Origin of the sequence: Streptomyces sp. NBC_00829, from assembly GCF_045161795.1 — a bacterium.
Lineage (GTDB): Bacteria > Actinomycetota > Actinomycetes > Streptomycetales > Streptomycetaceae > Streptomyces.
The window spans coordinates 3,191,192-3,204,926 of sequence record NZ_CP108867.1 but is presented as its reverse complement, the minus strand read 5'-3'; the positions used below and the strand labels follow the sequence as shown (position 1 = coordinate 3,204,926).

Annotated in this window: 9 protein-coding genes; 7 read left to right on the top strand and 2 right to left on the bottom strand. The window is 71.0% G+C overall.

The window, feature by feature from the left end:
* Positions 1-48: 48 nt before the first annotated feature.
* From OG293_RS13565 to OG293_RS13550, 4 genes are all read left to right on the top strand, one after another.
* Positions 49-1,644, top strand: a complete 1,596-nt coding sequence (locus OG293_RS13565) for a serine/threonine-protein kinase (RefSeq protein WP_405999065.1) — start codon at positions 49-51, stop codon at positions 1,642-1,644.
* Positions 1,645-1,673: 29 nt separating this feature from the next.
* On the top strand, positions 1,674-3,332 hold the full coding sequence (locus tag OG293_RS13560; protein ID WP_405999064.1) for a protein kinase domain-containing protein: 1,659 nt from the start codon (positions 1,674-1,676) through the stop codon (positions 3,330-3,332).
* 134 nt (positions 3,333-3,466) lie between these two features.
* A complete protein-coding gene (locus OG293_RS13555) occupies positions 3,467-5,083 on the top strand; it encodes a succinic semialdehyde dehydrogenase (protein ID WP_405999063.1) in 1,617 nt (538 codons plus the stop codon).
* A 31-nt stretch (positions 5,084-5,114) separates the two neighbouring features.
* Positions 5,115-6,920: a GMC oxidoreductase gene (locus tag OG293_RS13550; RefSeq protein ID WP_405999062.1), complete on the top strand. Its 1,806-nt coding sequence runs from the start codon at positions 5,115-5,117 to the stop codon at positions 6,918-6,920.
* Positions 6,921-7,040: 120 nt separating this feature from the next.
* Here the strand turns inward: OG293_RS13550 and OG293_RS13545 are convergent, their stop codons facing one another.
* Complete coding sequence (locus OG293_RS13545) at positions 7,041-8,054, bottom strand: LPXTG cell wall anchor domain-containing protein (RefSeq protein WP_405999061.1); 1,014 nt, start codon at positions 8,052-8,054, stop codon at positions 7,041-7,043.
* A 976-nt stretch (positions 8,055-9,030) separates the two neighbouring features.
* On the bottom strand, positions 9,031-9,342 hold the full coding sequence (locus tag OG293_RS13540) for a chorismate mutase (protein ID WP_405999060.1): 312 nt from the start codon (positions 9,340-9,342) through the stop codon (positions 9,031-9,033).
* A gap of 303 nt (positions 9,343-9,645) precedes the next feature.
* Between OG293_RS13540 and guaA the strand changes: the two genes are divergently transcribed.
* The 3 genes from guaA (at position 9,646) to OG293_RS13525 (ending at position 13,606) form a co-directional block, all read left to right on the top strand.
* Positions 9,646-11,238, top strand: a complete 1,593-nt coding sequence (gene guaA / locus OG293_RS13535) for a glutamine-hydrolyzing GMP synthase (RefSeq protein ID WP_405999059.1) — start codon at positions 9,646-9,648, stop codon at positions 11,236-11,238.
* A 175-nt stretch (positions 11,239-11,413) separates the two neighbouring features.
* Entirely contained in the window at positions 11,414-12,208 is a 795-nt protein-coding gene (locus OG293_RS13530; protein WP_405999058.1) for a class II aldolase/adducin family protein, read from the top strand.
* Positions 12,209-12,364: 156 nt separating this feature from the next.
* A complete protein-coding gene (locus tag OG293_RS13525) occupies positions 12,365-13,606 on the top strand; it encodes a hypothetical protein (protein ID WP_405999057.1) in 1,242 nt (413 codons plus the stop codon).
* Positions 13,607-13,735 lie beyond the last annotated feature (129 nt).

The following is a 13,735-nucleotide window of genomic DNA, read 5'->3' as shown; positions in this document are numbered from 1 at the left end:
CGTACTTCACCTCCGTAACCTGTCATCCAAGGGAACTGGGCGGGGGACGTGGAACACTCACAGAGCACGGGCACAGGGCTGCTGCTCGCCGGACGCTATCGGCTGGGCGAGAGCATCGGCAGCGGTGGCATGGGCAAGGTCTGGCGCGCCCACGACGAGGTGCTGCACCGCGTCGTCGCGATCAAAGAGCTGACGGCGGGTCGGTACGCCTCGGAGGCGGACCGGATCGTCCTGCACGCCCGCACCCAGAAGGAGGCCCGGGCCGCCGCCCGGATCAGCCACCCCGGTGTCGTCACCGTCCACGACGTCCTCGACCACGACGACCGCCCGTGGATCGTCATGCAGTACGTCGACGGGCCCTCGCTCGCCGACGCGGCGAAGGAGTCCGGGCGGATACCGGCCGCCGAGGCCGCCCGCGTCGGACTGCAGGTCCTGCGAGCCCTCGGCGCCGCGCACGCCGCCGGAGTGCTCCACCGCGACGTCAAGCCCGCCAACGTCCTGCTCAACCGCGACGGCCGGGTGCTCATCACCGACTTCGGGATCGCCGCCATCGAGGGCGACTCGACGATCACCCGCACCGGTGAAATCGTCGGGTCCATCGACTACTTGGCCCCCGAGCGCGTGCGTGGCGCCGATCCGGGGCCCGCGTCCGACCTCTGGTCGCTCGGCGCGACGCTGTACGCGGCGGTGGAGGGTGAATCGCCGTTCCGCAGGTCGTCGCCGCTGTCCACCATGCAGGCCGTGGTGAGCGAGGAGCCGCGTCACCCCGGCTCGGCCGGACCGCTGGCGCACGTCATCATGGCGCTGCTGACCAAGGATCCCGCCACACGCCCCTCGGCCGCCGAGGCCGAGCGGATGCTGCGCGAGGCGATGGACTCGGGGTCGGGGTCGGCCGGTGCGCACCGCACACCCCAGGTGCCCGCGCAGCGCACGACAGAGCGGCACGAGCGGCCGGCGCCTTCGAGGCAGCCTTCTGTGACGAAGGCCGCTCCGGTGCCGCCGCCCGGCCCCGCGGCGCCCCCGGCCGCGCAGCCCCGGCGCGGCGGCAGACTGCGCAGGGCCCTGGTCGTCGTGGTCCTCGCGGCCGTCGTCGGCGGCGGTGCGGGCGTCGCAGCCATGAAGTACGCCAACAGCGACAACGATGGCGGAGGTCAGACGCAGTCCCGGACGAACCAGCCGGGCGGTTCCTCCGACGTGCCGGCCGGCTGGCAGCGCGTGGACGACCCGGAGGGTTTCAGTCTGCTGGTGCCGAAGGGCTGGACGCGTCAGATGGACGGCGACCAGATCGACTACACCCCTGACAACGGCCACCATCGCATCCGGATCAGCAGTAACGCTTCTCCAGAGTTCGAGAACCCGTACACGCACATGCTCGCCATGGAGAAGAACCTCAAGCGGCTGCCCGAGTACCAAAGGGTCAAGCTGCGTCCCAACACCTTCCGTGACCAGCCCAGCTCCGCGCTCTGGGAGTTCACCTGGATCGAGAAGAAGGACTTCCCCGGCCCGCGGCACGCCATCGACCAGATCTATATCGCGGATGACGGTACGGAGTACGCCCTCTACATGTCGGGTCCCGAGGAGGACTGGGCGACGACACGTCAGCAGTTCGACATCATGCTGCGGGGCTGGCGTCCTCGGGCATGATGGACGCAGGCTGAGCGAGAGGGAGTTGCGTGTCCGAGGAATCGCGGCTGATCGCGGGCCGCTACCGGCTCCTGGACCGGCTGGGGCGCGGAGGGATGGGCACCGTCTGGCGCGCGGACGACGAACTGCTGGGCCGTCGTGTCGCCGTCAAGGAGCTGCACCCGGAAGATGCCGGGGGAGGACGCAACTCCTCCCCGTACAGCTCCGCGGCGGCGCCGCTGCGTGAGGCCCGTGCCGTCGCCAGGGTCAAGCATCCGCATGTGATCGTCGTCCATGACGTGGTCGTCGACGACGGACTCCCGTACATCGTCATGGAACTGGTCGACGGCGGTTCACTCGCCGAGCGGATCGCGCGCGGCGGACCGGTCGACGTGCCCGAGGCGGCGCGGATCGGGCTCGCTCTGCTGGCCGCGCTGAAGGCGGCGCACCAGCTGGGCGTGCTGCACCGGGACCTGAAGCCGGCCAACGTCCTGCTGGAGGAGTCCACCGGGCGCATCGTCCTCACCGACTTCGGGATCGCGCAGCTCGCCGGGTCCACGACGATCACGGACGGGGGGTCGTTCGTGGGTTCGCCCGAGTACACCGCTCCGGAGCGGATGCAGGGCGTGCGGGCGGGACCGGAGTCGGATCTGTGGTCGCTGGGCGTGCTGCTGTGCGCGGTGCTGAGCGGCGAATCGCCGTTCCGCCGCGATTCGCTGGGCGGCATCCTGCACGCCGTCGTCGAGGACGAGATCCGTCCGCCCGCGCAGGCCGCGCCGCTGCTGCCGGTGGTGCTGGGGCTGCTGGAGCGGGACCCGGAGCGCCGGATCGGCGCGGGGGAGGCGGAGGAACTGCTGCGGACGTACGTCACGACAGGGTCCGTACCGCTGTCGGCCGCGCGTCCGGCGCCCACCCGCAAGGACAACACGTCCCCCGCGCCCGCGTCTCCCGCGTCCGTACCGGACGGGTCCGCAGCGGGCGCTCCCGCGCTTCGGCAGCCGGTCGCAGCGCCCACGAGCGGTGGCCGCAGGCGGGCCCCGCTGCTGGTCGCGGCTGCCCTGGTCGCCGCGCTGGCGGGGGCGGCAGGGGCTGCCGCCGTGCTGTTCCACGGCGATGACGGGAGCGGCGCGCAGGCCGGTCCCTCCCGTACGGCGGCGAGCAGCGCGCCCACGGCCCGTACGGAGCAGTCGCCCGCCAACGCTCCCAAGCCGAACCCCACCGTGACGGTCACGACCCCGCCCGTGGCCTCAGTCAAGAAGCCGGTGGCACCGAAGGGTTATCTCTCGGTCGCCGACCCCGGCGGCTTCGCGCTCGCCGTCCCCGAGGGCTTCACCCGTTCCCAGGACGACAAGCGCGTCTACTACGTGGCGCCGGACCGGGGAATCAGGATCGGCGTCCGGGTGCAGAACGCGACCCCGGACGGGTCGCTCGGAGCCATGCGCCGCTCGCACGCCGACGGTCCGAGCACCAACCCCGGCTACCGCGACGGCAAGGTCACGCCGACCACGCACAACGGACTGCCCGCCGCGCTCTGGGAGTTCACCTGGAACGGCTTCTCCGAGGCGGAGGGGGACCGGCACACCATCGACATCTGCTGGGACGAGAGCGGCCGGATGTACGACGTATGGGTGTCGGCCCCGGTCGGGAGGGCGGACGAGGCGCGGCGGCACTTCGACACGGCCCTGGACTCCTTCACGCCCGCGGGCTGACCGGCCCGGATGGCCGGGACGAGCCCCTGATCAGGGCTTACCTGCCAGTGATCGCTGGCGCGGTGGTGAGGGCCTGGTGAAAAGCTGTTACCGACGGGTACCCAAAGTTCCGGATGCGACATACTCTCGCCCCCATGACGGACTCGCAGGCCCCCGCCGCCGCCCTCGGCACCAATCCGACAGCAACCGCCCCGGCCGGTGCGCGCACCGCGGCCGATGTGGTCACCCCCGAGGTGGTCGCCCAGCTGACCCGTGGGGTGGTCGGCTCCGGCCGTACCGCCAACCACACCCCGTTCACCGGGGACAAGCTGGCGGACCTGCCCGAGTCCACCCCCGAGGATGTCGCCGAGGCCTTCGAGCGCGCCCGCGCCGCCCAGCCCGCCTGGGCGGCCCTGCCCGCCCGCGCCCGCGCCGCCGTCCTGCTGCGCTTCCACGACCTCGTCCTGGAACGTCAGGCCGAAGTGCTCGACCTCATCCAGCTGGAGACCGGCAAGGCCCGCCTCCACGCGCACGAAGAGGTCCAGGCCGTCGCCGTCGCCTCCCGCCACTACGGCCGCCGCGCCCCCGCCTATCTCAGGCCCAAGCGGCACACCGGTGTGGTCCCCGTCCTCACCAAGACCACCGAACTGCGCCAGCCGCGCGGTGTCGTGGGCCAGATCGCGCCCTGGAACTACCCGTTCGAGCTCTCCGTCGGCGATGCGCTGCCCGCGTTCGTCTCCGGCAACGCCGTCGTCATGAAGCCCGACACCGAGACCGCGCTCACCGCCCTGTGGGCCCGCGACCTCCTGATCGAGGCCGGACTGCCCGCCGGGGTCTTCCAGATAGTCATCGGCGAGGGCCCCGTGGTCGGCCCCGAGGTCGTCAGGCACGCCGACTACGTCTCCTTCACCGGTTCGACCCGCACCGGCCGCGAGGTCGCCCAGGGGGCCGCCGCCCGCCTCGTCGGCGTCTCCCTCGAACTCGGCGGCAAGAACGCCATGCTGGTGCTGAAGGACGCCGACGTCGAGAAGGCCGCGGCGGGCGCCGTCCGCGCCTGCTTCTCCTCGGCCGGCCAGCTGTGCATCTCCATAGAGCGGCTGTACGTCCATGAGTCGATCGCCGACGCGTTCCTGGAGCGCTTCGCCACCCGCACGAAGGCGATGCGCCTCGGCAACTCCCTCGCGTACGGCGCCGACATGGGCTCCCTGGTCGGCGAGCGCCAGTTGGAGACCGTCACCCGCCATGTCGAGGAGGCCGTCGCCAAGGGCGCCACCCTTGTCGCCGGCGGTGTCGCGCGCCCCGACATCGGCCCGCTGTTCTACGAGCCGACCATTCTCGACGGCGTCGAGGCCCCGATGGCCGTGTGCACCGAGGAGACCTTCGGACCGGTCGTCTCCGTCTACCGATTCACGGACGAGGACGCGGTCATCAGGCAGGCCAACGCCACCCCGTACGGCCTGAACTCCAGCGTCTGGACGCGCGACGGCCGCCGCGGCCACGCCGTCGCCGCGAAGCTGCGCACCGGCACGGTCAACATCAACGAGGGCTATGCCCCTGCGTACGGCAGTGTGCAGTCCCCGATGGGCGGCATGAAGGACTCCGGCCTCAGCCGCAGGCACGGATCGGAGGGCATCCTGAAGTACACCGAGGCCCAGACCGTGGCCCAGCAGCGGCTGATCCCGCTGGCGCCCGCCTTCGGGATGGACGACGAGAAGTACGCGGCGTTCATGAGCCGCAGTCTGAAGGCGATGAAGGCCCTGCGCCTGAGCTGACACAGCACCCCCTTTCGCACGGAGGAGAGCCATGCCCGAGGTACCCCCTGCCCTGGAACAGGACGAGAACGACGCCTACGACTACGACGTCATCGTCGTCGGCTCGGGCTTCGGCGGCTCGGTCACCGCGCTGCGGCTGACCGAGAAGGGCTACCGGGTGGGTGTCCTGGAGGCGGGCCGCCGTTTCACTCGCGAGACGCTGCCCCGGAACTCCTGGGACCTGCGCAACTTCCTGTGGGCCCCGGCCCTCGGGCTGTTCGGCATCCAGCGGATCCATCTGCTCGGCAAGGTGATGGTGCTGGCGGGCGCGGGTGTGGGCGGCGGTTCGCTGAACTACGCCAACACGCTCTACGTACCGCCGAAGCCCTTCTTCGACGACCCGCAGTGGAAGGACATCACGGACTGGCAGGAGGAGCTGAAGCCGTACTACGACCAGGCGCGGCGCATGCTCGGTGTCCGGCTCAATCCGACGATGACCCCCTCGGACGTGCATCTGAAGGCGACCGCCCAGGAGATGGGGATCGGCGACACCTTCCACATGGCCCCGGTGGGCGTCTTCTTCGGCGACGGCGAGGACGCGGACGGCAGGTCGAAGACCAGGCCGGGCGGGGAGGTGGAGGACCCGTACTTCGGGGGAGCCGGACCCTCGCGCAAGGCGTGCACCGAGTGCGGCGCATGCATGACCGGCTGTCGCCACGGCGCGAAGAACACCCTCAACGAGAACTACCTCTACCTGGCTGAGCGCGCGGGCGCGGTCATCCACCCGATGACCTCCGTCGTCACCGTCACCGAGGACTCGCGCGGCGGCTTCGCCGTGAAGACCCTCCCCAGCGACAACAAGCGCAAGGGGCAGGGCCGTGACTTCACCGCCCGCCGCGTGGTTGTCGCCGCCGGGACGTACGGCACGCAGACCCTGCTGCACCGGATGAAGGACAGCGGGCTGCTGCCGCGGATCTCGGCGCGGCTCGGCGAGCTGACCCGTACCAACTCCGAGGCACTGGTGGGCGCGCAGACCGACAACCGCCGCTACCGCAAGCGCCACGGCGCGCAGAAAGTCGACTTCACACGCGGTGTGGCGATCACGTCCTCGATCCACCCCGACGAGAACACCCATATCGAACCGGTGCGTTATGGCAAGGGCTCGAACGCGATGGGCGGTCTGACCGTCCTCCAGGTCCCGTACAACACGAAGCGGCGGGTGTCGGCCTGGTTCGGCAGCGTGGCGAGGCACCCCATGCTCGCGCTCCGTTCGCTCTCCAACCGCCGCTGGTCCGAGCGGACCATCATCGGTCTGGTGATGCAGTCGCTGGACAACTCGCTGACCACCTACCGCAAGCCGAAGGGCATCGGCAAGGGCCTGCTCACGGCCCGCCAGGGCCATGGCGCTCCGAACCCGACCCAGATCCCGGAGGCCACCCGTGCGGCGGCCCTGCTGGCCGAGGAGATCAACGGTTTCGCGGGCTCGAACATCGGCGAGCTGATGGGAACCCCGCTGACCGCCCACTTCCTGGGCGGCTGCCCGATCGGATCGTCCGCCGAGGCCGGCGTGATCGACCCGTACCACCGGCTGTGGGGACACCCGGGTATCTCGGTCGTGGACGGCGCGGCCGTCTCGGCGAACCTGGGTGTGAACCCGTCTCTGACGATCACGGCGCAGGCGGAGCGGGCGATGTCGTTCTGGCCCAACAAGGGCGAGGAGGACACGCGTCCGGAGCAGGGAGCCGTGTACGAGCGGCTGTCCCCGGTGGCTCCGAAGTGCCCGGCGGTCCCGGAATCCGCTTTCGGCGCGCTGAAGCTGCCGTTCCTCGGAATGCCGGCGGTCCCACCGAAGAGCTGACCGGCCCCGGCCCCGGACAGCCGGCCCCGGCCCCAGACGGATCGGGAGCCCCGGCCAGGACATGAGAAGGCCGCTGCACCCCCCTCCGAGTGCAGCGGCCTTCTGGCCCTGGGGCCGGTGTTACGCGGTGGCGTCACCGCTGCGGCGGCGCTTCATCGCGAACACGACACCGGCACCGGCGACGATGGCGAGGCCGCCCGCGATACCGACGGTGGGCAGCATGGAGCTGGAACCGGTCTGGGCGAGGTTGCCCTGCGGCTGGATCTCCGTGTTGCCGGACGGCTTGGACGGCAGCGGCTTCTTGCCACCCTCCTGCGGCTCCGCGTCGTCGACGTCACCGGGCTCCGAGTCGGCGGCGAGGATGTCGAACTCGTAGAACGACTCGTCGTCCGAGAACACGCAGTTGCCCTTGTCATCGGCGTAGGCGCCGATGCTGATGGCGAAGCCGAAGCCGGCCGGGGCCTTCTTGTCGACGCTCAGCCGCAGGTCGATGGAGAGGGACTCCTTCGCCTTGACGTCGGTGTAGCCGAGGTAGCCGGCGCCCTCGTCGTTCTCGTCCAGGGAGATGTCGGTCCAGACACCGGACTCCGGGTCCTTGTACTGGAGCGAGAGGTGACCGGTGGACTCCTCCCAGGAGTCCTCGTCGACCTGTGCCGTGAAGACACCCAGGTCGACGCGCTTGTAGCTGTTGCCGCCCTTGTTGGTGACGTTCAGCTTGAACCCGTGGAATCCGCTGCCGGCGACGATCTTCGACGGCAGTCCCGTGAGGCTGGTGCGCAGGTTCTCGTCGTACGTCGGTTCCTTGTCGACGTCACAGCTGAACGTCTCGTCCGACGCGCCGGCCGACGGGCTCGGCGAAGTGGCCGAGGGCGACGGCGTGGTGTCGGCCTCGACGGCCGCCGCGGTGTTCCCGGCGGGAGAGGCGCTCTGCGTGGCCGGGGTGCTCTCCACCGCGGCCGGGGTCGACTCACCGGCGGCCGGAGTGGAGGGCGTCGCGCCCGGCGCGTCGGCGGAGGGGGACGTCGCGGCCGGGCTCGGGGTTTCCGTCGCGAACGCGGCCGGAGCCGACAGGAACACGGCGGGGGCTATGACAGCGGTCGCGGCTGCGACGGCCATAGCGCGGCGAAGCTTCATCAAGACCTCAGTGAAGTCCGGCGTACCGCATGCGGTACGGAATCTGGGGCCGTCCGAGGTGGGGGTGCACGGGTGGGGCCATTGGTACGCATGCTTTGACCGGTGAATGGCCGGAATAGTTGCCCCCGCTTTCACAGAAATTTTATGTGGCCCGCGTCACACCCCTGGTCTGCCGCGAACCCCTCGTCGCGCCGCGCGGCCAACGACACTGCCGCCGCAACCGGCAGGCGCCAGAAGGTTCGTGAGGAAAGAGGCCGAGCGGCGACGGGTGGATCGGCGGAACCCGGCGGTCGCCGAAGGGCACGGTGGCGAGCCGTCCATTTCCGGCGAGGCCAGGGGAACATTCCGGAGCGAGGCCGAGCGGACATCCGTGCCGCCGACGGAAGCGGCAGACCCGCCAGCGCGACCCTCCAGGGAGCCTCGGCCCGGAAGCGGATGGGCGCCGAGCGGTTGGGTCAGCAGGGAGAACCGCGCGGGGCAAGAGCCCCGCGGATCACGATCCGCGGGGCCCTTGGGTCAGCACCGACGTCAGGGCAGCGCCGGTGCCGAGGCGCGGCGCCGGGGGGTAGCGCCGCGGTGGGGAGGGTCGCCGACCCGGCGCACCGACGGCGCGCGGGTGGTATCGACCTGTGGAAGTGTTGTCGCGCGCACGGGGACTGCGCTTGTCTGCATCGTGATGGACGGGCTGCGCAGTGCGCAGCCATGTGGACCGGATGCGGTCGGCCCCGGGCGTCCCCGGAGCCGACCGCCCTTGGGGTGACCGGGCTGCTGTCCCCTGCCGACCGGTCACGCGCGCTGGGGCGAGGTCCCACGACGCACCTGCAGTACGTCACACGCCCCAGCGAAGCCACGCGTGGTTTCTTCGAAGCCCGCCCCTGGCTGGCACGGACATGGGTACCAACGAAGCCCCGTCGGCTGCGGTCACGCGCCGTACGGGTGAGGATGCGGCCGAACGCAGATGCGGATTCCCGCGGTCTCAGATGCGCCCCCGGCACAGCTCCAGGAGCGTCATCGCGAGCGCCGTCCCGGGCTTGCCGAGCGCCTCGCGGAAATGGCTCAGCACCTCCATCTCACGCGAGAGGTTCACGCGGCGCCCGCCGGAGGAGATCCGGGCCTCCTGGATGACGGCCGAGACCGCCATCCGTTCCTGCACGAGGCCGATGATCCGGTCGTCGAGCGCGTCGATGCGCTCGCGTGCGCCGGTGATGACGTCCGCCGCCTGGTCGGTGCGGGCGCCGGTCTTGTCGAGCACGGTCTTGCCGGGAGCGGTCGTGTCGAGGGCGGTCATGGGTGGGGCTCCTTTACGGGAGGCCCCGGAGCGGTACGGCCCGGAAACGACAGAACGCCCCGGGCCTTGTCGGCCCGGGGCGCCTGGGAAGTTGCTTGTCAGTGGCTCAAGCAGCACGACCATGGCAGCCGGACGGGCCGGTGCCATAGGTAAAGACGAAGGTCAGCTGCTTGTGCATGGGAGCAGTATGGACCGCCCGCCCGCGCGGCCCCAAGCCGGGTTCGGATGGTGAGACGAAAAGCGCACCCGGCGCGCCGGTAGAATCGACAAAACCGACCCCCTCCCACCGCCGGAAGGCCGCCAGTGTCCTCAGCGTCCCCCGCTGCCGCGCCAGATCCCTCCAACCCGGACGTAGTCCTCGTTGTCGACTTCGGCGCCCAGTACGCCCAGCTCATCGCCCGCCGCGTCCGCGAGGCCCGGGTCTACAGCGAGATCGTCCCGTCCACCATGCCGGTGGCCGAGATGCTGGCCAAGAACCCCAGGGCGATCATCCTCTCCGGCGGCCCCTCCTCCGTGTACGCGGAGGGCGCTCCCCGTCTCGACCGCGGAATCTTCGAGGCCGGGGTCCCCGTCTTCGGCATGTGCTACGGCTTCCAGCTGATGGCGACGACGCTCGGCGGCACCGTCGACAACACCGGCGCGCGTGAGTACGGCCGTACCCCGCTGCATGTCTCCAAGACCGGTTCGACCCTCTTCGAGGGCACCCCGGCCGAGCAGCCCGTGTGGATGTCCCACGGCGACGCCTGCTCCGCCGCCCCCGAGGGCTTCACCGTCACCGCGTCCACCGACGTGGTGCCCGTCGCGGCCTTCGAGAACGACGAGAAGAAGCTGTACGGCGTCCAGCACCACCCCGAGGTGATGCACTCGACGTACGGCCAGCAGGTGCTGGAGCACTTCCTCTACCGCGGCGCCGGCATCGAGCCGACGTGGACGACCGGCAACGTGATCGACGAGCAGGTCGCCGCCATCCGTGAGCAGGTCGGCACCAAGCGCGCGATCTGCGGGCTCTCGGGCGGCGTGGACTCCGCGGTCGCCGCGGCCCTCGTGCAGAAGGCCATCGGCTCCCAGCTGACCTGCGTGTACGTCGACCACGGTCTGATGCGCAAGGGCGAGACCGAGCAGGTCGAGAAGGACTTCGTCGCGGCCACGGGCGTTCAGCTCAAGGTCGTCGACGCGGAGGAGCGTTTCCTCAACGCGCTCGCCGGGGTCAGCGACCCGGAGGAGAAGCGGAAGATCATCGGGCGCGAGTTCATCCGCGTCTTCGAGCAGGCCCAGGCCGAGATCATCGCCGAGGGCGGCGAGGACGTGGCCTTCCTGGTGCAGGGAACGCTGTACCCGGACGTCGTCGAGTCCGGCGGCGGCACCGGCACGGCCAACATCAAGTCCCACCACAACGTGGGCGGGCTTCCCGACGACATCGAGTTCGAGCTTGTCGAGCCGCTGCGCCAGCTGTTCAAGGACGAGGTCCGGATGGTCGGCCAGGAACTGGGCCTTCCGGACGAGATCGTCCAGCGCCAGCCCTTCCCGGGTCCCGGCCTCGGTATCCGCATCGTCGGCGAGGTCACCAAGGAGCGCCTCGACCTGCTGCGCGAGGCCGACGCCATCGCCCGCGAGGAGCTCACGGCCGCGGGCCTGGACCGCGACATCTGGCAGTGCCCGGTCGTTCTGCTCGCGGACGTCCGCAGCGTCGGCGTCCAGGGCGACGGCCGTACCTACGGTCACCCGATCGTGCTCCGTCCCGTCTCCTCCGAGGACGCGATGACGGCGGACTGGACGCGGATGCCGTACGACGTGCTGGCGAAGATCTCGACACGGATCACGAACGAGGTCGCGGACGTCAACCGCGTGGTGCTCGATGTGACGAGCAAGCCGCCGGGCACCATCGAGTGGGAGTGACCCGCCCCGAGTCCTGAACGCGACGCCGCCGTCCACCCGTGTGGGCGGCGGCGTCGGTCGTTTCCGGGGCCGGCCAGCTCGACCAGCGGAGACGTCGTGCCGGTCATGCACGCATTCCCTTACGAGCCCCGGCATATCTCTGGTCTCTTCCGCTACCCGGAGGTAGCTTCCAGCCATGACAGAGACACCCGCGCCCATACCCGTCGACCAGCTGCAATTCGCCCTGCCGCCCGTCCACGAGTCGTCGGCGGACGAGCGGGCCCACCGCAAGGAGCGGCTCGCCGGAGCGGTGCGGCTGTTCGGGCGGTTCGGTTACGAGGAGGGCGTGTCCGGCCATGTCACCGCGCGGGACCCGCAGTTCGCGGACTGCTTCTGGGTCAACCCCTTCGGCGTGCCGTTCGCCCAGGTCACTGCCGGTGATCTGATTCTGGTGAACGGCCGGGGCCAGGTCGTCGCGGGGAAGTACCACGTCAACCAGGCGGCCTTCGCCGTACACGCCCAGGTGCACCTCGCACGGCCGGACATCGTCGCCGTGGCCCACACCCACTCGGTCCACGGGCGGGCACTGTCCGCCCTCGGCGAGCTGATCGAGCCGATCACCCAGGAGGCGTGCGGCTTCTACGAGGACCACGCACTGGTCGACTCGTACACCGGGGTGATCGTGGACGAGGAGGAGGGCCGGCGGATCGCGGGCGCCCTCGGCGCGTACAAGGCCGTCGTGCTGCGCAATCACGGCCTCCTCACCGTCGGCGACTCCGTCGACGCGGCGGCCTGGTGGTTCATCTCCATGGAACGCTGCGCGCAGGTGCAGCTCACGGCCCGTGCGGCGGGCAAGCCCGTGCTGATCGAGCACCGGGACGCGGTTGCCACCCGCGAGCAGCTGGGCAGCGATCTGGTCGCGTGGATCAACTACCAGCCGCTGTGGCGGCAGATCAGCCGCGAGGAGCCCGATCTGCTCCGCCAGGACTGATCCACAGCGGGGGTCCGCACCGCCGGGTCAACACTGTGACCGGACGTTCACCCGCCGTAGCCTTGGGCACCGGCACGCAGACCCGGTCCGTACGGCACAATTCCCAAGAATTACTGGGAAGTTCGGAGATGTGGGCGGGGAAGGGCGGCATCGGTCGTGGCGGTGCAAGAAGCGGGACAGTGCGACGAATGCACGCACGGCGCGCGCGAAGGCCATCGGCGTGCCGTGGCGGCCTTCCTCGCCAAGCGGGACGAGCTGGCCGCCGGGCAGGGGCTTCCGGTCGCCCTCTCGCACTCGCCGAGCGCCTCGCGCCAGTGGGTGTCGGACGAGCTGACCCAGTCCGCTCGCGCGGTCGCCGACCGCAGCCGTGAAGCCGGTGAGGCCTGGCTTCAACTGGTCTGGCTCCGCTCGCTGCTGGTCGTCTGGACGGCCGTGACGGCGCTGGTGCTCGGGCAGTCGACGACCGCGATCGGCGCGGGCTGGACCGGCGCCCGGACAGCGGCACTGATCGCCGCGCTGGCGGTCGGCGCTCTGCTGACCGCCGCCGCCCGTCTGCATCGCGCCCGCGGCGGTCTGCTCGCGCCGCTCATCGGCGAGGACAACCGCCTCTCCACCTCGCGCGCGATCGCCACCGCGTGGGTGCTGCTCGTCGTCTTCGCGGTGCTGGCGCTCGCGGTCCAGCTGGCCGGGGCCTCCTCGCCCGCCGACCGTGACGCCCTCATCGCGGGCCTCGAACTGGCCCGGGGCGCGGGCACACTCTCCGTCCTCGCGCTGGTGTGCGCGGTGGCCGTCGTCGTACGCCGTGTGGTGGTCGTGCGCGTGTCGGGCCAGCGGCTCCAGAAGGTCCGGGCCGACCGTCCGCGGAGCGCGGATCTGCTCTGCGACGACGGCGGGCGGGGCAGCTTCGCGGATGTGCAGTACGCCCTGGTGAGCGGGGTGGCCGTGGTCTTCGCTCTGGTACGGCTGGCCCGGCGGCCGGAGCAGCTGCCCGATCTGCCGTGGGGTCTCGCGCTGCTGGTGGGGGTCTCGGCGGCGACGTATCTGGCGGGAAAGTACGCGGAGGGCGGCCGGCCCGTGGTCCTCTCGGTCGTCCGGGCCCGCGAGGCCGGGGACCTGGACGCCCCCATCCGTACGGGCGATGACATCGAGATCCGCGGGGCCGGTTTTGTGCCGCCGGGCGCGGGTGCGCCCGACCGGATGGCCCGCATGGTCGTCCGTATCGGCCCGGTGCATGTCCATGTCCCGCTGATCCCGGTCCCCGGCGGGTTCGCCAATCCGACGGACACGGTCCTCACCGTGCCGGTCCCGGCGGAGGTCGAGGCCGGGCGGGTGGACGTGCGGGTCGTGACGGCGGCGGGGGTCGAGAGCAACCCTTGCACCATCGACGTGACCGACTGACCGACGGTGACCGACTGACCGACGGTGACCGACTGACCGACTGACCGACGGTGGACGACGGTGGACGATGGGCGACGGTGGCGGACCGAGCGACGGGTCCGGCCGATCGACCGGACGAACCGGGCCGAA